The organism is Streptococcus sp. k-402 (assembly GCF_013277515.1).
GTDB lineage: Bacteria > Bacillota > Bacilli > Lactobacillales > Streptococcaceae > Streptococcus.
This window is the reverse complement of sequence record NZ_VMNB01000012.1, coordinates 51,261-76,209: the sequence shown is the minus strand read 5'-3', so window position 1 is coordinate 76,209 and position 24,949 is coordinate 51,261. Positions and strand designations below refer to the sequence as shown.

General features: G+C 38.9%; 13 protein-coding genes and 4 pseudogenes. 13 read left to right on the top strand and 4 right to left on the bottom strand.

Going from position 1 to position 24,949, the window contains the following annotated elements:
* The first annotated feature begins 16 nt into the window (after positions 1-16).
* The 6 genes from adcAII to HT724_RS08335 all read left to right on the top strand — a co-directional run bounded on the left by adcAII (position 17) and on the right by HT724_RS08335 (position 9,654).
* Entirely contained in the window at positions 17-934 is a 918-nt protein-coding gene (gene adcAII, locus HT724_RS08365; protein WP_173276423.1) for a zinc-binding lipoprotein AdcAII, read from the top strand.
* A gap of 7 nt (positions 935-941) precedes the next feature.
* Positions 942-4,034, top strand: a complete 3,093-nt coding sequence (locus HT724_RS08360) for a pneumococcal-type histidine triad protein (RefSeq protein WP_173276422.1) — start codon at positions 942-944, stop codon at positions 4,032-4,034.
* Between the two features lie 351 nt (positions 4,035-4,385).
* Positions 4,386-5,057, top strand: a complete 672-nt coding sequence (locus HT724_RS08355) for a CPBP family intramembrane glutamic endopeptidase (protein WP_173276421.1) — start codon at positions 4,386-4,388, stop codon at positions 5,055-5,057.
* 512 nt (positions 5,058-5,569) lie between these two features.
* Positions 5,570-5,824 carry an AzlD domain-containing protein gene (locus tag HT724_RS08345; protein ID WP_240156737.1) on the top strand — a complete coding sequence of 85 codons (255 nt, stop codon included), beginning with the start codon at positions 5,570-5,572 and terminating at the stop codon, positions 5,822-5,824.
* An 885-nt stretch (positions 5,825-6,709) separates the two neighbouring features.
* Positions 6,710-7,975: a hypothetical protein gene (locus HT724_RS08340; protein ID WP_173276419.1), complete on the top strand. Its 1,266-nt coding sequence runs from the start codon at positions 6,710-6,712 to the stop codon at positions 7,973-7,975.
* A gap of 791 nt (positions 7,976-8,766) precedes the next feature.
* Positions 8,767-9,654: a YegS/Rv2252/BmrU family lipid kinase gene (locus HT724_RS08335; protein ID WP_173276418.1), complete on the top strand. Its 888-nt coding sequence runs from the start codon at positions 8,767-8,769 to the stop codon at positions 9,652-9,654.
* Between the two features lie 67 nt (positions 9,655-9,721).
* Here the strand turns inward: HT724_RS08335 and HT724_RS08330 are convergent.
* Positions 9,722-11,032 (bottom strand): annotated as a pseudogene (locus HT724_RS08330) (transposase).
* Positions 11,033-11,330: 298 nt separating this feature from the next.
* On the opposite strand from HT724_RS08330, the gene rexB reads away from it, so the two are divergent.
* The 5 genes and pseudogenes from rexB to HT724_RS10320 form a co-directional block, all read left to right on the top strand.
* The gene (rexB, locus tag HT724_RS08325; protein WP_173276417.1) at positions 11,331-14,606 is read left to right on the top strand and encodes an ATP-dependent nuclease subunit B; all 3,276 of its coding nucleotides are present in this window, start codon (positions 11,331-11,333) and stop codon (positions 14,604-14,606) included.
* Complete coding sequence (gene addA, locus HT724_RS08320) at positions 14,603-18,253, top strand: helicase-exonuclease AddAB subunit AddA (RefSeq protein ID WP_173276416.1); 3,651 nt, start codon at positions 14,603-14,605, stop codon at positions 18,251-18,253. Before rexB ends, addA begins: the two co-directional genes overlap by 4 nt.
* A gap of 17 nt (positions 18,254-18,270) precedes the next feature.
* Positions 18,271-19,449 carry a hypothetical protein gene (locus tag HT724_RS08315; RefSeq protein ID WP_173276415.1) on the top strand — a complete coding sequence of 393 codons (1,179 nt, stop codon included), beginning with the start codon at positions 18,271-18,273 and terminating at the stop codon, positions 19,447-19,449.
* A gap of 202 nt (positions 19,450-19,651) precedes the next feature.
* Positions 19,652-20,413 (top strand): annotated as a pseudogene (locus HT724_RS08310) (YSIRK-type signal peptide-containing protein); the annotation flags it as partial.
* Positions 20,414-20,416: 3 nt separating this feature from the next.
* A pseudogene (locus HT724_RS10320) lies at positions 20,417-20,719 on the top strand (ZmpA/ZmpB/ZmpC family metallo-endopeptidase); the annotation flags it as partial.
* A gap of 297 nt (positions 20,720-21,016) precedes the next feature.
* On the opposite strand, the gene HT724_RS08300 reads toward HT724_RS10320, so the two are convergent.
* Together HT724_RS08300 and rsmG are read right to left on the bottom strand one after the other, a co-directional pair.
* On the bottom strand, positions 21,017-22,300 hold the full coding sequence (locus tag HT724_RS08300; RefSeq protein WP_173276414.1) for a solute carrier family 23 protein: 1,284 nt from the start codon (positions 22,298-22,300) through the stop codon (positions 21,017-21,019).
* Between the two features lie 203 nt (positions 22,301-22,503).
* A complete protein-coding gene (gene rsmG / locus HT724_RS08295) occupies positions 22,504-23,217 on the bottom strand; it encodes a 16S rRNA (guanine(527)-N(7))-methyltransferase RsmG (RefSeq protein ID WP_173276413.1) in 714 nt (237 codons plus the stop codon).
* Between the two features lie 93 nt (positions 23,218-23,310).
* Here rsmG and HT724_RS08290 point away from each other — a divergent pair, with 93 nt between their 5' ends.
* Entirely contained in the window at positions 23,311-23,871 is a 561-nt protein-coding gene (locus HT724_RS08290; RefSeq protein ID WP_173276412.1) for a LemA family protein, read from the top strand.
* A 1-nt stretch (position 23,872) separates the two neighbouring features.
* Positions 23,873-24,772 (top strand): zinc metalloprotease HtpX, encoded by a 900-nt coding sequence (htpX, locus tag HT724_RS08285; RefSeq protein WP_173276411.1) that lies wholly within the window; start codon positions 23,873-23,875, stop codon positions 24,770-24,772.
* Here the strand turns inward: htpX and HT724_RS10080 are convergent.
* Positions 24,758-24,949 (bottom strand): annotated as a pseudogene (locus tag HT724_RS10080) (hypothetical protein); the annotation flags it as partial. The gene htpX and the pseudogene HT724_RS10080 sit on opposite strands and share 15 nt — an antisense overlap.

Here is a 24,949-nt window from a genome sequence, read left to right as displayed (position 1 = left end):
GGTTAAGGAGTTGTTCATGAAGAAACAAAATTTATTTTTAGTCTTGTTAAGTGTTTTTCTTTTATTGCTAGGAGCCTGTAGTCAAAAGGAAAGCCAGACAGGAAAGGGGATGAAAATTGTGACCAGTTTTTATCCTATCTACGCTATGGTTAAGGAAGTATCTGGTGACTTGAATGATGTTCGGATGATTCAGTCAAGTAGTGGGATTCACTCCTTTGAGCCTTCGGCAAATGACATCGCGGCCATCTATGATGCAGATGTCTTTGTTTACCATTCGCATACGCTCGAATCTTGGGCAGGAAGTTTAGATCCCAATCTAAAAAAATCTAAAGTGAAGGTCTTAGAGGCTTCAGAGGGAATGACTTTAGACCGCGTCCCAGGGCTAGAAGATGTGGAAGCAGGGGATGGAGTTGATGAAAAAACGCTCTATGACCCTCACACTTGGCTAGATCCTGAAAAAGCTGGCGAAGAAGCTCAGATTATCGCTGATAAACTTTCAGAGGTGGATAGTGAACATAAAGAAACTTATCAAAAAAATGCGCAAGATTTTATCAAAAAAGCTCAAGAATTGACTAAGAAATTCCAGCCTAAATTTGAAAAAGCGAGTCAGAAAACTTTTGTAACACAACATACAGCCTTTTCTTATCTAGCGAAGAGATTTGGACTTAATCAACTTGGTATTGCAGGTATCTCTCCTGAACAAGAACCAAGTCCAAGACAACTAACAGAAATTCAGGAATTTGTTAAGACCTATAAGGTTAAAACGATTTTTACAGAAAGTAATGCTTCTTCAAAAGTAGCTGAAACTCTTGTCAAATCAACAGGTGTGGGTCTTAAAACTCTGAATCCTTTAGAGGCAGACCCACAAAATGACAAGACCTATTTAGAAAATCTTGAAGAAAATATAAGTGTTTTAGCAGAAGAATTAAAGTGAGGAAAGAATGAAAATCAATAAAAAATATGTAGCAGGTTCAGTGGCAGTTCTTGCCCTAAGTGTTTGTTCCTATGAACTTGGACGGTATCAGGCTGGTCAGGCTAAGAAAGAGTCTAATCGAGTTGCTTATATAGACGGTGATCAGGCTGGTCAAAAGGCAGAGAACTTGACACCCGATGAAGTCAGTAAGAGAGAGGGAATCAACGCCGAACAAATTGTCATCAAGATTACGGATCAAGGTTATGTGACTTCTCATGGAGACCATTATCATTACTATAATGGGAAGGTTCCTTATGATGCTATTATCAGTGAAGAACTGCTGATGAAAGATCCTAATTATCAGTTGAAGGATTCAGACATTGTCAATGAAATCAAGGGTGGCTATGTCATTAAGGTAAACGGTAAATACTATGTTTACCTCAAGGATGTTGCTCACGCGGATAATATTCGGACAAAAGAAGAGATTAAACGTCAGAAGCAGGAACACAGTCATAATCATAATGCAAGCACAGATAATGCTGTTGCTGCTGCCAGAGCTCAAGGACGCTATACAACGGATGATGGTTATATCTTTAATGCCTCTGATATTATAGAAGATACGGGTGATGCTTATATCGTTCCTCATGGCAATCACTTCCACTATATTCCGAAGAGTGACTTGTCTGCTAGTGAATTAGCTGCTGCCCAAGCCTTCTTATCTGGAAAAGGCGGTCAATTAAGTACGGTTGAATACCGTTCTAACAGGGGAGAAACAAGATCTAGTGTGAGAAGGAGTCCATCTGAGACACCTCAAAATCCTGCAACAGATTCTGAAAGTCAAAGTGAGGATTTAGCTAGTCTCCTTCAAGAATTGTACGCTTTGCCACTTAGCCAACGTCATGTGGAGTCTGATGGATTGGTATTTGACCCAGCACAGATTATAAAACGTACTGCAAATGGTGTGGCAGTTCCTCACGGGGATCATTTCCATTTCATTCCTTATTCGCAAATGTCTGCTTTGGAAGAAAAATTGGCTCGAAATCTACCAATTGGAGGTCAGCCAGTTCAAAAGCATTCTGATAATACGAAACCAAGCAGTACAGATAAACTAAGTTCAACCATTAAACCAAACTTTAATCTCAATACGCAAGCACCGAATAGAGCAACTGGAGGCGCCTATACAACGGATGATGGGTATGTCTTTAGTCCGACAGATGTGATTGAAGATACAGGAGACGCTTTTATTGTACCGCATGGAAATCATTTCCACTATATACCAAAAGGCGCTTTGTCTGCAGGGGAATTAGCTGCAGCCCAAGCCTATTGGAATGGGAAGCAGGGGTCTCGTCCTTCTTCAAGTTTTAGTCATAATGCAAATCCAGCTCAACCAAGCTTGTCAGAGAACCACAATCTAACTGTCACTCCAACTTATCATCAGAATCAAGGGGAAGATATTTCAAGCCTTTTACGTGAATTGTATGCCAAACCTTTGTCAGAACGCCATGTAGAATCGGATGGCTTGGTATTCGACCCAGCACAAATAACAGATCGTACAGCAAATGGTGTTGCTGTGCCTCACGGAAATCATTATCACTTTATCCCTTATTCACAAATGTCTGATTTAGAGCAGAAGATTGCAAGAATGATTCTGTTAAAAGGGCAAAATGGTGCAGTCGTGCCAGGAATGCATTATTTGAAACCAGCACCAAAACCGCAAGCTCAACCGTCAACTGAGAAAAAACAAACTAATTTTGCAGTAGAACAGGTTGTTAGAAAAGTTGGAAAAGGCTATGTTGTGGAAATTGCTGGTGTCAGTCACTATGTTTTTGCTAAAGACTTGGCTAAGGATAAGATTGATGCTATTGAAAATCTCTTGTCTAAGAAAACTCAAGAGACACATGCTCTAGTTGCGAAGAAAGAAAACGTCTCTTCTCGTGACAAAGAATTTTATGATAAAGCTTATAATCTGTTAACCCAGGCTCATAAAGCCTTGTCTGAAAATAAGGGGCGTGCTGTTGATTTCCAAGCCTTAGACAAATTAGCAGAACGCTTGAATAATGAATCTTCTAATAATAAAGTAAAATTGGTAGATGATTTATTGGCATTTCTAGCACCAATTACCCACCCAGAACGCCTTGGCAAACCAAATGCTCAAATTGCCTATACAGACGATGAAATTAAATTAGCGAAATTAGCAGGTAAATATACAACCTCAGATGGCTACATTTTTGACGAACATGATATTGAAAGTGATGCAGGAAATGCCTACGTCACTCCACACTTGAACCATAGCCACTGGATTAAAAAAGACAGCTTATCTGAAGCTGAAAGGGCAGCAGCTCAGGCTTATGCTAAAGAAAAAGGCTTACAAGCTCCAAATTCTACTGAAGCAAAACCAGAGGCAACAGGGACAGAAGCTATCTATAACCGCGTAACAGCTGAGAACAAGGTACCATTAGAAAAAATACCAAATCATTTACAGTATACTGTAGCTGTACAGAATGGTTACTTTATCATTCCTCACTTTGATCACTATCATAATCTTAAGTTTGCATGGTTTGACGAAGGACTCTATAAGGCACCTGAGGGTTATACCTTAGAAGATTTATTTGCGACTGTAAAATACTACGTTGAACATCCGGACCAACGTCCTCATTCAGATAATGGTTGGGGTAATGCTAGCGACCATGTTCGTAAAAATCAGGCAGACCAAGACGGTAAACCTGATGAAAATAAGGAACATGATGAAGTAAGTGAGCCAACTCGCTCTGAATCTGATGAAAAAGAGAATCACGCTGGTTTAAATCCTTCAGCAGATAATCTTTATAAACCGAGCACTGATGAAGACGAGACAGAGGAAGAAGCTGAAGATACTACAGAAGAGCCAGAAGTCCATCAAGTAGAGACTGCAAAAGTAGAAGCTAAACTCAAAGAAGTAGAAGCTTTACTTGATAAAGTAACGGATGCTAGTCTGAAAGCTACTGCGACTGAAACCCTGGCTAGTTTACGAGGTAACTTGAGCCTGCAAACCATGGATAATAATGATATCATGACAGAAGCAGAAAAATTACTTGCTTTGTTAAAAGGTAGTGAGTCAGTTACGACGAAACCAGAAGCATAAGTTTATCCTATTAAATCAAGATGATGTAAGAGTCAGTAGCAATACTGGCTTTTATTTGTCTTGCTCCGTAAGGTGCAGGACAAATAAACCACCCGATTTTTTGGGGTCTTGATTTCATTTAGGAGAAAGCAATCTATATCCAAGGTTAGTAACTTAATCATAGGTCTTCCTTTGTTAGAGAAGATGATGATAAAAGGATAGGGTCTAATTGATTTTACAGTTTAGGATGTTTTGATGGCAATTCATGATTTGAGGAGGATATTTGGAAAATATATGCTATACTAAACTTGTGATTAAATTAAGCAAACTATTATATTCAATAAGTTAGTCAAGGAAAACAGAGGATTTAAGATGAAAAAACGAATTGTTCAAATTTTACTAGCCTTGTCCTTAATTTTTTACAAATCAACTTGGTTTTGGGGAATTTTCAATCACCTCGCAAAGCCTTATCTACCAGCAAGTCGTGAATTTTTTCAGATTCTACTTTGGATGGAGAGTGGAGGTCTTTTATTAGCGGTCATCTATCTACTAGTTTTTGCAGGAAAGAAGACTTTTCATTTCAAATGGCAGTTGAGGTACTTTATCTACCTTTTACTGGGCTACATCATTTCGTATATGTCGGACTTCTTCTTGTCTTATTTCATACCCTCGTCTTCAAATCAAATTTCTTTGAATGAAACGATAGAAATGATAGGGAGACAGGAATTACCCTATTTCTTGCTCATCGTTTGCTTCATCGCTCCTATTGCTGAGGAGTTGATTTATCGCGGTGTGCTTATGACAACCTTTTTCAAAAACTCACCTTGGTACGGAGATGTCTTGCTTTCTGCTATTATTTTCGGTTATATTCATATCAATTTTACTTTAACTCCTCTTGCTTTTTTCATTTATGCTAGTGGAGGTCTTATTTTGGCTCTATTGTATCGTATGACTAAAAATCTCTACTATCCAATACTAGTTCATATTTTCATCAATATCACTGCCTTCTGGAATGTGTGGTTACTCCTATTTTCAGGAAGTTAGCTTACTAAAACAATGTCGGAACTTTCCAGCATTTTCTTTTCGATATCGGAGTGGTGTGTAGCCACTTATTTTTTTGAATTGATTTTGAAAATAAGATTGGCTTGAGAAAGCTAGATAGCTACTGATGTGGCTAATGGATTTATCTGTGTGGACTAACAACTCTTTAGCCTCTTCAATTTTGGCTTCTATGATAACTTCGTTAATGGTCTTTTTGGTTTCAGATTTGAATTGCTTACCAAAGAAGGAGTAACTAAAACCAATGTGATTTGCGATCATTTGAACAGACAATGGGATATTATATTAGTATGACTTTGAATATGGTCAAGGGCCTCTTTCACAGGCTGACTAAGATTGGACTGTGATTTGCTATCTGCAACACGTTTTACAAAATCCATATACATGGTAAGGTCAGTCCGTATATGCTGATTTCATCTGACAAGCGCTCGTACTCCGTAATATAGATATCCTGATAGTTACAGTACTTCGAAAGGAATTGGAGGTAAATGTATAAAATGACGTTTGATCAACAAATTATAGCAATTGCTATGGTCATACTGGGAACTGTTATCACACGCCTTGTCCCGTTTATTCTTTTTTCATCCAAAGAGAAAACGCCAGCTTATATTCTCTACCTTGGGAAAGTTCTCACTCCAGCTATTTTTGGATTAATGGTCGTCTTTAGTCTCAAAGATACGAGTTTCACGAATACTAGTGATCTTCTTCCAAAGTTGCTAGCTATTTTAGTTGTTATCTTCTTGCATAAGTGAAAAAAGAATATGTTAATTTCGGTTGCTGGTGGCTCCCTATTTTATATCACCTTGTATTCTTTAGTTTTTTAGGAGGTTGGTATGTTGTAAAAATGGAATAGGTTTCATTTATTAAGAACTTTTGTCTCACTCTTGATTTGTCTCTTTCTCTTTTTCCGTAAAAATCTAGGATTACTTTTCTTTTCAGAGCTCTTATCTGTCTATTTTATCCTTATAGGTGGAAAAGATTTTCTATCATATTTGAGTAAGACAAGAAGTGTTTGAACTCTTGCACAGTCATTTTTCCCTATTCTTCTGTCCATCTGGTTGGTCTATGTTAGTTTTGAAGGCCTAGCTAGAGATATTCCTTACTACATTGGAACATGGGCGATCATGCTAGGAATAGCTAATATTATCATTGGCTGGTAAATCTGTCGACTATAAATAGAAAATGCCAAACAGACTGTCATTACAGGATTTATCTTGATTTTATTTGTTATGTTAGTACTGATTCAACAAAACATAAGTGGAAGTATCTTTGCTTATCTAATAGAACTGTTCTTCTTGATAGATTGTCTGGTTTCAATTTTTAGATATCGGTCCAAAACAAATATTTAGTAAACCATTCTATTATTTACCTTGAAGAGTAGAATGGTCTTTTTCTCAAGAATTTTATCCTTTATAAGTTTACTATTTTGTGATATTTGTCTGGCGTAAGAGCAGCCAACAACTGATTACCATAGAATTTTAATTAGTAGCTGACTAGTCCTTGTGTTATCTTGCTATATCGTGCGGAAATATTTCTATGTACAGGGTTCTAATACCTATATTTTTGACAATAATATAAGAAAATAGTATACTAAATAGACAGTCATTGATTGTAGTGATAACGGTTAGGAGAAAATAGTGTTAAAACGTATTTTAAATATAGCATTAGCTTATGTCGGTGTTGTTATTGGTGCTGGACTATCTTCAGGCCAAGATTTAATGCAATACTTTGTTAGTTTTGGTAAATGGGGTATCATTGGAACGATTGTTCTTGGAATCATAAGTATTATTTTTGGTAAAATTATCATTACCTTAGGAAGCTATTTCCGTTCAAATGATCATTTTGAAGTTCTTTCCCAAATTGCCGGGCCTATTACTAATAAGATTCTTGATTTTGCTTTAATTGTTTCCTGCTTTGTAATTGGTTTTGTTATGATTGCTGGGGCTGGTTCAAACCTTAACCAACAATTTGGTTTGCCATTTTGGTTGGGAGGATTGATTTGTGCTATCTTGGTCATTATTGTCAGTTTTCTTAATTTTGAAAAGATTACCAGCGTTCTTGGGATATTTACTCCTTTGGTCTTTGTCATGATTATCATTATGGCAGTCCATACGTTCGTAGGGAAAAGTTTTGATTTTGAAGAATTAGAAGCAATCACAGCTACACTTTCTTCTCCGATGCCCAATGTCTGGGTTTCTTTACTAAATTATTTCGCACTAACTGTTATGACTGGTGTATCCATGGCATTTGTCTTAGGAGGTTCTGTCATGAGAATTGGTGTTGCAGAAAAAAGTGGTCTCTTAGGTGGACTTGTAGTTAGTTTGATTATTACCGTAGCAACTGGTATTTTATACGCCAATATAAAACTTGTTTCAACTGTTGATATTCCTATGTTAACCATTGCGGAGCAAATTCATCCTCTATTTTCTTTGCTGTATGCTCTAATTATTTTTGGACTTATTTTTAATACAGCTTTCAGTTTATTTTATGCCTTGGCAAAACGTTTCTCTTCAAACAAACCTAAGCGCTTTTACCCTATTCTAATTGCTACGGTCGCTATAGGATATGGTTTATCTTTTATGGGATTTAAAGAATTAGTCTCTATTATGTATCCTCTTTTAGGTTATGTCGGTTGTCTAATGCTGGTCATTTTAGCAGTGGCATGGATAAAAGAAAGAGGAAACATCAAAGGGGAAAAATCTTTAAGACGAAAGATGATTCGATTGATAACCAAAAAATATGACGATGACCAAGAATATACTATTAGAGATAAAGCGACATTTCACCAACTCGGTGAAGATTCTATTATAGATACTAAAAGTATCAAAAGTGATATCAAGGATTTGGTAAAAGAACAGTTTGTTGATGATGATGCAAAACATGATGGAAGCATCTTATCTTAAATGATAATAAAGTTGGAGAAAAATCTTTAAAATCAGAAAAGTGCATGTTATCAGGTGTCAAAAACACTTGATAATATGCCTTTTATTATAGCGATATTCATCTTCTTCAAAAATTTCTTCAAACCATGTCAGTCTAATCTACAAATTCAAAACAGTGTCTTGAGCTGACCGCGTTAGTTTGATCTGTAACCTCAAAGTCCTGCTTTAAGCAAGTTGTGGCTAGCTTTCTAGTTTGCTATTTGATTTTGATTGAGTATTATTTCATATTCTCTTAAAAATTGAGTTTTTTTCATCCTTAGCTGAACTGACTTTTGAAGTATTTTCATTTTCAGATTAGTAGATAATGAACATTAACTCATCTATCTGCTAGTCAGACAAGGACTGACTTATATATGGGGAAAATCTTCTTTCAAGTGAGTTTTATCTTTATTCGGAACTAGAAAATAGCAATAATATCTACGAACTATATTCCATCGTGTGGAGGAGAGAGACTAATTTGGATGATTAAGAATAACCTACTAGTAAAAAATAGATCATTTTTTAATATGAGATAAAAACCGATATTAAAAGCAATTTATTTCTATTTTTTAACATTTCATTGTATAATAGCAATATACGCAAATATCATGTGTCATCAGGTTAATACTATTAGAAAATCTTTTTAAACTACATCAGGCTAATATACAGACTCAAAACAGTATCGTGAGTAGCCTACGGCTAGTTCCCTAGTTTACGCTTTGATTTTCATCGAGAATAACCTTTCTATTTCAATTTTAAGGAGAAAATACAGAGTGAAAAAAATAATGCTAATTATCAATCCAACTTCTGGAGGAGAAAAAGCTTTAGATTACAAAGAGAAGCTGGAGAATAAAGCAAGAGAGTATTTTGATGATGTGGAAACTAAAATTACTCAAAAAGCTAAAGATGCTACAAATTTCGCAGAAGAAGCTGTTAGAGAAAGATATGAATCAATTCTAGTTTTTGGTGGAGATGGTACAGTCAATGAAGTTATTTCAGGGATTGCTGAAAGGGACTATATTCCTAAACTGGGAATTATACCAGGTGGTACTGGTAACCTGATTACAAAACTTTTAGAAATCAATCAAGATATTGACGGAGCTATTGAAGATCTGGATTTCAATTTAACTGATAAGATTGATATCGGAAAAGCAAATGGTCACTATTTTGGATATATCTTTAGTATCGGGTCTCTCCCTGAAGCCATTCATAATGTTGAAATTGAAGATAAAACGAAATTTGGTATCTTGGCTTATGCAGTTAATACCATGAAGTCTGTCATGACAGATCAAGTCTTTAACATTAAAGTTGAAACCGAAAATGGAAATTACCTTGGGGAAGCAAGTCATGTTTTAGTACTTCTAACAAATTATTTTGCAGATAAAAAAATCTTTGAAGAAAACAAGGATGGATATGCAAATATTCTAATTTTGAAAGATGCTTCTATATTCTCTAAATTATCTTTGATTCCGGATTTGTTAAAAGGAGATCTTGTAGAGAATGAAAATATTGAATATATAAAGGCACGTACTATTAAAATTTCTTCTGATATCGAATTAGAGTCGGATGTTGATGGCGATAAATCAGATAATCTACCAGTCGACATCAAGGTACTAGGACAACACATTGAAGTGTATTCCGTACCTAAGAAACAATCATAAAACTCAAAGCCTTGTTACCGAGGCTTTTTTTATGGCTCTTTGTCAACTGTAGTGGGTTGAAGAAAAGCTAAGCTCGAGAAAGGACAAATTTCGTCCTTTCTTTTTTGATGTTCAGAGCGATAAAAATCCTTTTTTTGAAGTTTTCAAAGTTCCGAAAACCAAAGGCATTGCGCTTGATAAGCTTGATGAGATTATTGGTCGCTTCTAATTTTGCGTTAGAATAGGGTAGTTGAAGAGCGTTGACAATTTTCTCTTTGTCCTTGATAAAGGTTTTAAAAACAGTCTGAAAAAGAGGATGAACCAGCTTAAGATTGTCCTCAATAAGTCCGAAAAATTTCTCTGGTTCCTTATTCTGAAAGTGAAAAAGCAAGAGCTGATAGAGATTATAGTGGTGTTTCAAGTCCTCTGAATAGCTAAAAAGCTTGTCTAAAATCTCTTTATTCGTCAAGTGCATGAGAAAAGTAGGGCGATAAAAACGTTTATCACTCAATTTATGACTATCCTTTTGAATGAGCTTCCAGTAGCGCTTGATAGCCTTGTATTCATGGGATTTTCTCTCAAACTGATTCATGATTTGGACACGGACACGACTCATAGCACGGCTGAGATGTTGCACAATGTGAAAGCAATCTAGAACGATTTTAGCACATGGGAGTGAAACAGTCTGGGAGACTGTTTCAGCCTGAGCCTAGAAATTCGAAAGCGAAGCTGTTTAGCTAAGTCATAGTAAGGGCTAAACATATCCATAGTAATAATTTTGACGCGACATCGGACAGCTCTATCGTAGCGAAGAAAGTGATTTCGAATGATAGCTTGTGTTCTTCCCTCAAGAACAGTGATGATATTGAGATTGTTAAAATCTTGCGCAATGAAGCTCATCTTTCCCTTTGTAAAAGCATACTCATCCCAAGACATAATCTCAGGAAGACAAGAAAAATCATGTTTAAAGTGAAAATCATTGAGCATACGAATAACAGTTGAAGTTGAGATGGAAAGCTGATGGGCAATATCAGTCATAGAAATCTTTTCAATTAACTTTTGAGCAATCTTTTGGTTGATGATACGAGGAATTTGATGATTCTTCTTGACTATAGAAGTCTCAGCGACCGCCATTTTTGAGCACTGATAGCACTTAAAACGACGCTTTCTAAGGAGGATTCTAGTAGGCAGGCATACCAGTTGTTTCAAGGTAAGGGAGCTTAGATGGTTTTTGAAAGTCATATTTCTTCATTTGACTTCTGTACTCAGGGCAAGACGGGGCGTCATAGTCCAGTTTAGCGAAGATTTCTTTGTGAGTATCCCTATTAACGATATCTATAATTTGGATATTTGGGTCTTTGATATCAAGAAGTTTTGTGATAAAATATAATTGTTCCATAGGATTCTTTCTAATGATGGTTTTGTCGCTTTTCATTATAGATCTTATGGGACTTTTTTTCTACAACAAAATAGGCTCCATAATATCTATAGGGGATTTACCCACTACAAATATTATAGAGCCTTTTTTATTATGTGATTTTCAGTAGCCAGATTTATTCTATCTAATACAAGTAAAGCTAAGTATTTAATATTTAGCAGATGATGAAGAAAAGAAAGGATGGCCTAAATATTTTAACAGATTTACGAGACTAATCATGGTATAATAAAAGGTAATGAAAAATTCCAACGAGGCAGAGATGAAATTACTTTATACTGATATTCGGACTTCTTTGACTGAAATTCTAACCAGAGAGGCGGAAGAGCTAGTTGCTGCTGGCAAGCGGGTCTTCTACATCGCCCCCAACTCTCTTTCTTTTGAAAAGGAACGCGCCGTGCTGGAATGCTTGTCCCAGCAGGCTTCTTTTGCGATTACCGTCACGCGCTTTACTCAAATGGCTCGTTACCTGATTTTGAATGATTTGCCTGCCAAGACCAGTCTTGATGATATTGGTCTTGGGATGGCCTTTTACAAATGCCTGGCCGAACTTGATCCCAAAAACTTACGAGTATACGGTGCCATCAAGCAGGACACTCAATTTATCCAGCAGTTGATTGATCTTTACCACGAGATGACCAAGGCTCAGATGAGTTTTTTGGACTTGGAGAGTTTGACGGATGAGGACAAGAGGGCCGATTTACTCTTGATTTTTGAGAAGGTAACGGCCTATCTTAATCAAGGTCAATTGGCTCAGGGAAGTCAGTTATCCCATTTGATTGAGGCTATTGAGAATGACAAAGTTAGCAGTAATTTTACTCAAATCGCCTTGGTTATTGATGGATTTACCCGTTTTTCTGCCGAAGAAGAGCGAATTGTGGCCTTACTTCACGGCAAGGGTGTTGAGGTTGTCATTGGGGCTTATGCTAGTAAGAAAGCTTATACTAGTCCTTTTAGCGAGGGCAATCTCTACCAAGCCAGTGTGGAGTTTCTCCATCATCTAGCCTCTAAATACCAAACACCTGCTCTGGACTGTTCTCAAACTCATGAGAAGATGGATAGTTTTGACAAGGCCTCTCGTTTGCTAGAGTCTTCTTATGATTTTTCAGAATTAACATTGGATGTCGATGAGAATGATCGTGAAAACTTACAAATCTGGTCTTGCTTGACGCAAAAGGAGGAGTTGGAGTTAGTAGCCCGTAGCATTCGTCAGAAATTACATGAAAATGCAGACCTGAGTTACAAGCATTTTCGTATTCTCTTGGGGGATGTAGCTGCTTACCAGTTATCGCTAAAAACGATTTTTGACCAGTATCAGATTCCTTTCTATCTTGGTAGAAGCGAATCCATGGCTCATCATCCCTTGACACAGTTTGTCGAGTCTATTTTGGCTTTAAAACGCTACCGTTTTCGTCAGGAGGATTTGATTAACCTTCTTAGAACAGGTTTGTATACCGACCTTAGTCAGGCTGATATTGATGCTTTTGAGCAATATATCCGTTATCTTGGTATCAATGGCTTGCCAGCCTTTCAGCAAACCTTCACCAAATCCCACCATGGAAAATTTGATTTGGAACGTTTGAATTCCCTTCGTCTGCGTATTTTAACACCTCTTGAGACTCTCTTTGCCAGCCGAAAACAAAAGGCTGAAAACCTCCTACAAAAATGGAATAGCTTTCTAAAAGAAAGTTCAGTGACTAAGCAATTACAAGATTTGACAGCCACTATGGAAGCTCTTGAACAGGAAAGACAGGCCGAAGTTTGGAAGGCTTTCTGTCATGTTTTAGAACAATTTGCGACCGTTTTTGCTGGTTCGCAAGTTAGTCTGGAGGACTTCCTAGCCTTGCTTCATTCTGGAATGAGCCTATCTCAGTATCGCACCATTCCAGCAACAGTAGACACTGTTCTGGTGCAGAGTTATGATTTGATTGCTCCTCTGACAGCTGACTTCGTTTATGCCATTGGGCTGACTCAGGACAATTTACCAAAAATTGCGCAAAACACCAGTCTTTTGACAGACGAAGAAAGACAGAGACTAAACCAAGCGACAGAAGATGGGGCACAATTGCTGATTGCCAGCAGTGAAAACCTCAAGAAAAATCGCTATACTATGCTTTCCTTGGTCAATTCTGCCCGTAAGCAGTTGGTTTTGTCGGCTCCAAGCCTTTTTAATGAAAGCGAAAGCAAAGAATCTGCCTATCTTCAAGAGCTGGTCCATTTTGGATTTAGTCGGAGAGAGAAGAGGATGAATCACAAAGGGCTGTCTAAGGAGGATATGGGCTCATATCACAGTCTTTTATCTAGCCTAGTTGTCTATCACCAGCAGGATGAGATGAGTGAGACTGGGCAAGATTTGACATTTATTAAGGTTCTGGCGCGTGTCATGGGTAAAAAACTAGACCAGCAAGGTCTGGAAAATCCTGCCCTCCCAACCAGTCCAAGCAGTAAGCCCTTGACCAAGGACACCTTGCAAGCTCTCTATCCAACTGATCAGGAGTTTTACCTGTCTACCTCCGGTTTGACGGAGTTTTACCGCAATGAATACAGTTATTTCCTACGTTATGTCTTAGGCTTACAGGAGGAATTACGTTTGCGTCCTGATGCCCGCAGTCACGGAAATTTCTTACACCGCATTTTTGAACGTGCCTTGCAGTTTCCTGACGAAGATTCCTTTGACCAACGTTTAGAACAAGCTATTAAAGAAACCAGTCAAGAACGCGAATTTGAAGCAATTTATCAGGAAAGTTTGGAAGCCCAGTTTACCAAGGAAGTTCTGCTTGATGTTGCACGGACGACTGGGCATATTCTCCGACACAATCCATCAATCGAGACTATTAAAGAGGAAGCAAATTTTGGCGGCAAAGACCAAGCTTTTATTCAATTGGACAATGGTCGCAGTGTCTTTGTACGAGGTAAGGTTGACCGTATTGACCGTTTGAAAGCTGATGGGGCGATAGGAGTGGTAGACTACAAGTCTAGTCTAACTCAGTTCCAGTTTCCTCATTTCTTTAATGGACTCAATTCCCAGTTGCCAACCTATCTAGCTGCCTTAAAAAGAGAAGGAGAGAACAACTTTTTTGGTGCTATGTACTTGGAAATGGCTGAGCCCGTCCAATCTCTGATGGCCGTTAAAAATCTAGCAGGTGCAGTAGTAGAAGCCAGCAAGTCAATGAAATACCAAGGCCTCTTTTTAGAAAAAGAAAGCAGTCATTTGGGCGAATTTTATAACAAAAACAAGGCTAATCAGCTGACGGATGAGGAATTCCAGCTCCTACTGGACTACAATGCCTGTCTTTACAAGAAAGCTGCTGAGAAGATTTTAGCAGGCCAGTTCGCCATTAACCCTTATACCGAAAATGGCAGAAGTATTGCACCGTATGTTCAACAACATCAAGCCATCACAGGATTTGAAGCTAATTACCACTTGGGCCAAGCCCGTTTTCTAGAAAAGTTGGACTTAACTGATGGCAAGCGTCTGGTCGGAGAAAAACTCAAGCAAGCTTGGTTTGAAAAAATAAGAGAGGAGTTGAATCGATGAATCCCATTCCCTTTTTAACTGAGGAAGAAATTCAAAAATTGCAAGAAGCTGAAGCAAATTCGAGCAAGGAACAAAAGAAAACTGCCGAACAAATCGAAGCTATCTACACTTCTGGTCAGAATATACTTGTCTCAGCGTCGGCTGGTTCTGGAAAAACCTTTGTCATGGCCGAGCGTATTCTAGACCAATTGGCGCGTGGTGTCGAAATTTCTCAACTCTTTATCTCAACCTTTACGGTCAAGGCTGCCACAGAGCTTAAGGAACGCTTGGAGAAAAAAATCAGCCAACAAATCCAAGAAAGTAATGATGTTGACCTCAAACAACACTTGGGCCGCCAGTTGGCAGACCTACCCAACACTGCCATCGGTACCATGGACTCTTTTACACAAAAATTCCTTGGTAAACATGGCTATCTGCTTGATATTGCGCCTAATTTCCGTATTTTACAAAACCAAAGCGAGCAACTTCTTCTCAAAAACGAAGTCTTCCATGAGGTATTTGAAGCCTATTACCAAGGCAAACAGAAAGAGACCTTTAGTCATTTGCTGAAAAACTTTGCTGGGCGTGGCAAGGATGAACGGGGGCTGCGCCAGCAAGTCTATAAAATCTATGACTTCCTCCAATCCACCAGTAATCCTCAAAAGTGGCTGAGTCAATCTTTCCTCAAAGGCTTTGAAGAGGCTGATTTTACCAGTGAAAAAGAAAAACTGACTGAGCAAATCAAACAAGCCCTTTGGGATTTGGAAAGCTTTTTCCGTTATCATCTGGATAATGATGCTAAGGAGTTTCCCAAGGCTGCTTATTTAGAAAATGTTCAGTTAGTTCTGGATGAAATTGGCTCCTTAAATCAAGAGTCCGATAGTCAGACTTATCAGGCAGTGCTTGCGCGTGTTGTCTCCATCTCTAAGGAGAAAAACGGCCGAGCTCTGACGAATGCCAGTCGCAAGGCTGATTTGAAGCCACTGGCTGATGCCTACAACGAAGAAAGAAAGACCCAGTTTGCTAGGCTAGGACAACTGTCAGACCAGATAACCATTCTCGATTATCAAGAACGTTATCATGGAGATACATGGGAACTAGCTAAGACTTTCCAAGCCTTCATTAGTGATTTCGTGGAAGCTTATCGTCAGCGTAAACGTCAGGAAAACGCCTTTGAATTCGCTGATATCAGCCATTATACCATTGAAATTTTAGAGAATTTCCCGCAAGTCCGTGAGACTTATCAGAAGCGTTTCCACGAAGTCATGGTCGATGAGTATCAGGATACCAACCATATTCAAGACCGGATGTTGGAATTGCTGTCGAATGGTCACAATCGCTTTATGGTGGGAGATATCAAGCAATCTATCTATCGTTTCCGTCAGGCAGACCCGCAGATTTTCAATGAAAAGTTCCAACGCTATGCGCAAAATCCAAAAGAGGGCAAGCTCATTCTCCTCAAGGAAAATTTCCGTAGTAGTTCAGAAGTGCTATCAGCAACCAATGATGTTTTTGAGCGTCTTATGGACCAAGAAGTCGGAGAAATCAACTATGATAACATGCACCAGCTTGTTTTTGCCAATACCAAACTGACTCCCAATCCAGACAACAAGGCGGAATTTCTCCTCTACGATAAGGACGACACAAATGAGGAAGAAGAGGGGCAGGCAGAAACGAAACTAACAGGCGAAATGCGATTAGTCATCAAGGAGATTCTGAAACTCCATCAGGAACAAGGTGTTGCCTTTAAAGAAATTGCCCTTCTGACCTCCAGTCGCAGTCGTAATGATCAGATTCTTCTCGCCCTGTCTGAGTACGGGATTCCTGTTAAAACTGATGGAGAGCAAAACAATTATCTCCAATCTCTAGAAGTGCAAGTCATGTTAGACACCCTTCGTGTCATTCACAATCCCCTGCAAGACTATGCCTTGGTTGCCCTTATGAAGTCTCCAATGTTTGGCTTTGATGAGGACGAGTTAGCACGTTTGTCCCTTCAGAAATCAGAGGATAAAGTCCAAGAAAATCTCTATGAGAAACTGGTCAATGCACAAAAACTGGCAAGTAGTCAAAAAGGCTTGATTCACACAGCTCTAGCTGAGAAACTAAAGCAATTCATGGATATCTTGGCTTCTTGGCGCTTGTATGCCAAAACCCACTCCCTCTATGACCTGATTTGGAAGATTTACAACGACCGTTTTTATTATGACTATGTTGGGGCTTTGCCAAATGGTCCTGCTAGACAGGCCAATCTCTATGCCTTAGCTCTGCGTGCTGATCAGTTTGAAAAGAGCAATTTCAAGGGTTTGTCTCGTTTTATTCGTATGATTGACCAAGTCTTGGAAGCCAAGCACGATTTGGCAAGCGTGGCTGTCGCACCGCCAAAAGATGCAGTAGAGCTCATGACCATCCACAAGAGTAAAGGGCTGGAGTTTCCTTACGTCTTTATTCTCAATATGGATCAAGACTTCAACAAGCAAGACAGCATGTCAGAAGTCATTCTCAGCCGTAAAAATGGACTTGGTGTTAAATATATTGCCAAGATAGAGACAGGAGCAGTGGAAGATCACTATCCTAAAACCATCAAACTCTCCATTCCTAGCCTGACTTATAGGCAGAACGAAGAGGAATTACAGCTGGTAAGCTATTCTGAGCAAATGCGTCTCCTTTATGTTGCCATGACGCGAGCTGAGAAAAAGCTTTATCTTGTCGGCAAGGGTTCTCGTGAAAAGCTGGAGGACAAGGATTATCCAGCAGCTAAAAATGGAAAACTAAATAGCAACACTAGACTTCAAGCAAGGAATTTCCAAGATTGGATGTGGGCTATCAGTAAAGTATTTGCCAAGGACAATCTCAACTTTAGCTATCATTTTGTTGGTGAAGACCAGCTGACTAGAGAAGCTATCGGAGAATTGGAAAACAAAAGCCCTCTCCAAGCTAGTTCCCAAGCAGACAATCGCCAGTCTGAAACCATTAAAGAAGCTCTTGAAATGCTGAAAGAGGTGGAAATCTATAATACTCTTCACCGCGCAGCCATTGAACTTCCTAGTGTTCAAACCCCAAGCCAAATCAAGAAATTCTATGAACCTCTTATGGATATGGAAGGTGTTGAGATTGCAGGCCAAGGCCAGTCAGTAGATAAGAAAATCAGCTTCGATTTGCCAGATTTTTCAAGCAAAGAAAAGGTAACTGGAGCTGAGATTGGTAGTGCTACCCACGAACTGATGCAGAGAATTGATCTCAGTCAGCAACCAACGCTTACTAGCCTGACAGAAACTCTCAAACAAGTTCAAACCAGCCCAGCTGTCAGAGACAAGATCAATCTTTCTAAAATTCTTGCATTCTTTGACACAGCACTCGGTCAGGAAATTCTCGTTAATACCGACCATCTCTATCGCGAGCAACCCTTCTCCATGCTCAAACGAGACCAAAAGAGTCAGGAAGACTTCGTTGTCCGTGGTATCCTAGATGGCTATCTGCTTTATGAGGATAAAATCGTTCTGTTCGACTATAAGACAGATCGCTATGATGATCCAAGTCAACTCATAGACCGCTATCGTGGTCAGTTAGCCCTATACGGAGAGGCTTTATCTCGAGCCTATTCGATTGAAAATATTGAAAAATACTTGATTTTACTCGGTAAAGACGAGGTTCAAGTTGTAAAAGTATAATCTAGAAAGGAGACCTCATGACACTTCCAGTTAGAAAATCCCTGCACGATGCGGTTTTACAGGCTTCAAAAGCTGATACTTGGGAACAAGCTACTAAGGAATGGAATGAAGTTTCCTTGATTTTTAACGGTATCGGCCGTAGCAATTGTGTCTGTGGAAATGCCATCAAGTACGCCTACGAACTCTTTAACGGAGTGACTGGTCAACGCCTCTTTCCGATTGGTAGCGACTGTGTTCGTCATTTTCATCGATTGACCCTTGACCAGCAACTGGAAGAGGAAGAAAAATTGCTCAGAAAAGTTGAAAATCTGACCAGAAAAGCCCAGAAAAAGGAAAAAATCAAGGTTAATAAAAGTGACTTTGACGAGCGTCTTCTCAAATGGCTCTGGGACAAAGGTGTTTTTAAACCTAATCGTGGCAATCAGTTCTCACCTGAGAAAGACTACCAGCTCTTCCTAGAAGTCTTTCAAGGAGGAAGTTGGACCAAGGCAGAGCCCAAGAAAAAAGCTCGTATGGAAGAAGTCCTTGAAAAGTATATCAAACCATTTTTACTTGGAAAACCAGACGATCAACTCTACCTTGTCAAGCTAGGTAAGGAGAAAATTGACTACGAACAGGAACTCCGTATCCAAGCAGAGAAAGAGCGCAAAAAAAGAGACAAAATCGCCAAGCAATATGCAGACAATCTAGTCCTAGCCATGGGACCAGCAGAGCGAGCCTATCAAGATTACTTTGGCTTTACAGAGACCCTAACTCAAGAAGAACGCAAGTGGGAGAAAATTCTTTTTGGTAAAAATCGAACAGAACGGGCTATCAAGGCCAAACAATATCAAAAAGAGCTGGAAAAAGACCAACGAATTGCAGGTCAGGATCCAATTGAAAGAAAGCAAAAGCAAATCTGGCTCCTCAATTCCTATTTTCGTGAGCTTACTGAAGAAAAAGCCCGATTTGCTCGTCTCTTATTAGAATATCGAAAAAGTGGAGAAGTGCCCTTTTCAACGGAATACTTATCAGACCATCTGCTCGACTTTTTCTATAAAATGAAAGCCTTTGAGTTTGAAATCGCACCAGAACAAGTCCGAGATTTTCTAAAAGAAAGCCTCCAGTCAGATCATCTCTCCTCAGCACAAGAAAGCTGGATAGAAGGCATTCTCCTCAACTGTATTAAACCATTTTTAGAACGATTAGTGATATGAGTAACACCTGCCGTGGAAATGCCATGGTAGGTGTTATTGTATCCCCAAAATAATATAAAACAAAGTATGAAAACGCTACGCAATTTTAAGACATTTCGGTAAATAAAGAGTATAATTAAGGTATATTGCCTTTTTTATAGATAATACACTAATATAATAAAGGTCTTTGTAACATTTATAAATTGTATTTCAAGGAGGAATCATGGAAAAGTATTTTGGTGAAAAACAAGAACGTTTTTCATTTAGAAAATTATCAGTAGGACTTGTATCTGCAACGATTTCAAGTTTATTTTTTATGTCTGTATTAGCTAGTTCATCTGTGGATGCACAAGAAACTTCAGGAGTTCACTATAAATATGTGACAGATTCAGAGCTATCATCAGAAGAAAAGAATCAGCTCGTTTATGATATTCCGACATACGTGGAGAATGATGATGAGACTTATTATCTTGTTTATAAGTTAAATTCTCAAAATCAACTGGCGGAATTGCCAAATACTGGAAGCAAGAATGAGATGCAAGCCCTAGTTGCTGGAGTTAGCTTAGCTGCTCTGGGGATTTTAATTTTTGCTGTTTCTAAGAAAAAAGTTAAGAACAAAACGGTACTACATTTAGTATTGGTTGCAGGAATAGGAAACGGTGTTCTTGTATCGGCTCATGCTTTAGAAAATCATCTTTTGCTAAATTACAATACGGACTATGAATTGACCTCTGGAGAAAAATTACCTCTTCCTAAAGAGATTTCAGGTTACACATATATTGGATATATTAAAGAGGGGCAAACGACTTCTGATTCCGAAGTAAGTAATCAAAAGAGTTCAGTTGCCACTCCTACAAAACAACAAAAGGTGGATTATAGTGTTACACCGAATTTTGTAGAAAATCCATCAACAGTACAAGCTATTCAGGAACAAACACCTATTTCTTCAACTCAGTCCACAGAAGTTCAAGTAGTTGAAAAACCTCTAGGTGATGATTTCATTATTAAGAAAGTTTCTAAGGATAAATTCAATAATCTTGAAGAGTGGAAAAAAGAATGGTTCAAAGAGGTTAAATCAAAAGCAGAAAAAGGATTTGAAACTATTGAAATTGATGGTCGTCAAATTACCAACTATACACAATTGAAGGATATCTTTGTTAAAGCAGTTGAAGAAGATTTGAAGAAACCAGATGACTTCTCTCACACTGTTGCTCTTAAATCTAAGGTATTCAAAGCCCTTCTTAAAAACACAGACGGTTTCTTTAATAAACTGTTTAAAGAAGACATTTAAATGTTTAAAATATAAAGAGGACAGTTTTTTGCTCCCTCTGAAAAGTCACCATTTGATGGCTTTCAAAAAGCACCTCAAAAAGGTATTGCCAAGTTGCAATACCTTTTTTTGATGCTCTTTTGTCTTGTTCTTGTTTCAGACGATACCACATGATGTACTGTTTTGCTTCATTTTACTATAAAAGGACTTAGTCTTGTGCAGTACAGAACTAAATCCTTTCAATAATTATTTGTGCAACTTTTTGGGGTTAGTAAAGAGAAGCTCGTTTTTGTTCATTCTCTTTCTGCGTCAAGTCTCTTAGTCTTTATTTTCGTATGGCAAGATCAAGTTCAAGATGATTCCTGTCATGGCTGATAGGGCAGTTCCTGAAAGGGTAACTGGACCAAGTTTAAGGATAGCTCCTCCAAGTCCAAGGACCAACATAGCACTTGCGATGATTAGGTTACGCATTTGAGCGAAATCAACACGTTCTTTGATCAAGACTTTCAAACCGTTGCTGGCGATAACTCCATAGAGAAGAATTGACATACCACCAAGTACAGAGTTTGGAATAGTTGAAATCAAGGCAGTGAATTTGCCAAGGAAGCTAAGGGCAATTGCGATGAAGGCAGCGTTACGGATAACTGAGACAGAAGCGATACGAGTCATACCGATAACCCCTGTATTTTCTCCATAAGTTGTATTGGCTGGTCCACCAAGGAAGGCAGAAACAGAAGTTGCGATACCGTCACCAAGAAGAGTACGGTGAAGACCTGGTTCTTTCAAGAATTGACGGCCACAGATTTGACCCAAAACAGTATGGTCTCCGATATGTTCAGAAATTGTTACGATAGCGATTGGCAAGATGGCAATGGTTTCTGGACCGAAGTAAAGATTGTACTCTTTAAAGGCACCACCTGTGCTAAATGGCAAGTAGAAACCAGGAATTTCAAACCAGTTAGCTTTAAGAACTGGTGTAAAGTCAACTAGCCCAAGAGCTAGTGCGAAGAGGTAACCACCGATAATGGCAAAGAGGAATGGAATGATTCGTAGGAAGCCTTTTCCTTTTGTATTGATAAAAGCAGCAATCAAGAACGTAACAACGGCTACCAGAGCATTTTTCCAATTTCCGTCTGCCACAAGTCCAGCGTTAGTAACTGCTGAACCTGCAAGTCCAAGACCGATAACGATGATCATAGGACCGATAATGATTGGTGGCAAGAGTTTATCAATCCATTTTGTTCCCACAAATCGGATGCTGGTAGCAACAAGGACATAGACCAAACCAGTCAAGATAACCCCTGTTTGAGCAGCAGATACATCACCACCCATTTCTTTCATAGCCAGTGACATAGCTGTGATAAAGGCAAATGAAGAACCTAGATAAACTGGAACTTTAAAACCAGTAGCAATCATGTAGATGAGTGTTCCAACACCTGAAGCAAAAAGGGCAACAGATACAGGCATTCCCAAAATCAATGGTACTAAGATGGTCGCACCAAACATGGCGAAAACGTGTTGGAAGCTAAGGAGAATTCCTTTTCCAGCCGAAGGACGTTGGTCAACGTCTAGTAACAAATCAACAGTTGATTCTTGTTTCATATAAACCTCACTTTTGGGCATCAAAAAAGAGCCCATTATTTTACAGCAATAGGCCCTCAGAGTAAGACTTCTTTAAAATCTAGACTTTAAAGAGTTTCAAATATTTCTGCGTCTTCGTCACCTCACGGGATGACATTAAAAACCTTTGCTTGTGATAGTATAGCAAAAATTGCAAACTTTGTAAATATTTTTTACTTAAAAATTTAAAGCGGGCGTTTATTTGGCATGCCAGTCTTACGTGGATATTTATTTGGTGTTTCTTTTTTCTTTTCTACCACTGTGATGTAGCGCGGATCTCCATTAGGTAGAGCGTAGCTGAGGTTGTCTTCGACCTTACTAAAAAGGAGGTTGAGGGCATTCTTAGCTTCTAACAATTCTTCAGGCGCATTGCTGGCCTTTAGTGCCAATAGTTTTCCGCCAACTTTAAGGTAAGGAATTGTCAATTCAGACAAGACCTGCATACGGGCAACCGCACGAGCTGTTACAAAATCATATTGAGCACGGAAGTTCTTGTCTTGTGCAAAATCTTCGGCACGTCCATGGTAGAAATGAACATCGTCTAAATCCAGTTCTTGAGCCAAAAGTTGGAGGAAGTTGATGCGCTTGTTGAGCGAATCAATGATGGTCACATCTAACTGAGGATAGAGGATTTTCATGGGAAGACTAGGAAATCCTGCCCCAGCTCCAATATCAAGAAGTTTGATAGTTTCATTGGGAATCAAACCTTGCAGAATAGGTGCAATCGAATCGTAAAAATGTTTGAGATAAACTTCATCCTTGTCCGTAATGGCTGTTAAATTAATCTTTTCATTCCACTCGACCAAGAGTTCAAAATAACGTTCAAATTGTTTTTTTTGCTGGTCCGAAAGTGGAAGATTTTGCTCGGCAAGCAGGTTGTAAAATGTTTCTGGTTTCATAATTATTTCCTTCTTTAGTATCATCTTATTTTACCACAATCATTAAAAATTTGATATACTGGTACTAATCTAAAAGCAGAAAGGACTTATATCATGACTTGGATTATTCTTGGAGTTATCGCTCTTGTTGTTATTTTTGTGATTGTTAGCTATAACGGTTTGGTTAAAAATCGTATGCAAACAAAGGAGGCTTGGAGCCAGATTGATGTTCAGTTGAAACGTCGAAATGATCTCTTGCCAAACTTGATTGAGACTGTAAAAGGTTATGCCAAATATGAAGGTTCTACCCTCGAAAAGGTGGTAGAACTACGTAACCAAGTGGCGGCAGCAACTTCACCAGCAGAAGCTATGAAAGCTAGTGATGCCCTTACTCGTCAGGTTTCAGGTATTTTTGCAGTTGCAGAAAGCTATCCAGATTTGAAAGCTAGTACAAACTTTGTTAAATTGCAAGAGGAGTTGACAAACACAGAAAATAAAATTTCTTACTCTCGTCAACTCTACAACAGTGTTGTAAGCAACTACAATGTAAAATTAGAAACTTTCCCAAGCAATATTATCGCTGGAATGTTTGGATTTAAAGCAGCAGATTTCCTTCAAACACCAGAAGAGGAAAAGGTAGTTCCTAAAGTTGATTTTAGCGGTTTAGGTGACTAAGATGTTGTTTGATCAAATTGCAAGCAATAAACGAAAAACCTGGGTTTTGTTGCTGGTATTTTTCCTACTCTTAGCTCTTGTTGGCTATGCGGTTGGTTACCTCTTTATGCGATCTGGGCTTGGTGGCTTGGTTATCGCACTGATTATCGGCTTTATCTATGCCTTGTCTATGATTTTTCAATCGACAGAGATTGTCATGTCCATGAATGGAGCGCGTGAGGTTGATGAGCAAATGGCACCAGACCTCTACCATGTAGTAGAAGATATGGCTATGGTCGCTCAGATTCCTATGCCCCGTGTTTTCATCATTGATGATCCAGCCTTAAATGCCTTTGCGACAGGTTCTAACCCGCAAAATGCGGCGGTTGCTGCGACGTCAGGCCTCCTAGCTATCATGAATCGTGAGGAGCTAGAAGCTGTTATGGGACATGAGGTTAGTCATATTCGTAATTACGATATCCGTATTTCGACTATTGCCGTTGCCCTTGCCAGTGCTATCACTATGCTTTCTAGTATGGCAGGTCGTATGATGTGGTGGGGTGGCGCAGGTCGCAGACGAAGTGACGATGACAGAGAAGGAAATGGCTTAGAAATCATTATGCTAGTGGTTTCCCTACTAGCTATCGTGTTGGCGCCTCTCGCTGCAACCTTGGTGCAACTAGCTATTTCTCGTCAGAGGGAATTTCTAGCTGATGCTTCAAGTGTTGAGTTGACGCGTAATCCACAAGGAATGATCAATGCTCTACATAAGTTGGATAACAGTAAACCAATGAGTCGTCCTGTCGATGATGCCAGCAGTGCACTTTATATCAATGATCCCAAGAAAGGGGGAGGGTTCCAAAAACTCTTTTACACCCACCCACCTATCTCAGAACGGATTGAACGTTTAAAACATATGTAAAATTTGCCTATACAATCCTAAAAAATGAGCATTCTCGTAGTTGGAGATGCTCATTTTCTTATATAGATTAGACTCAGAAATCAATTTGTTAGGATCCAACTTATATTCTTCGAAAATCTCTTCAAACCACGTTAGCTTCGCTTTGCCGTAGGTATGGGTACTGACTTCGTCAGTTCT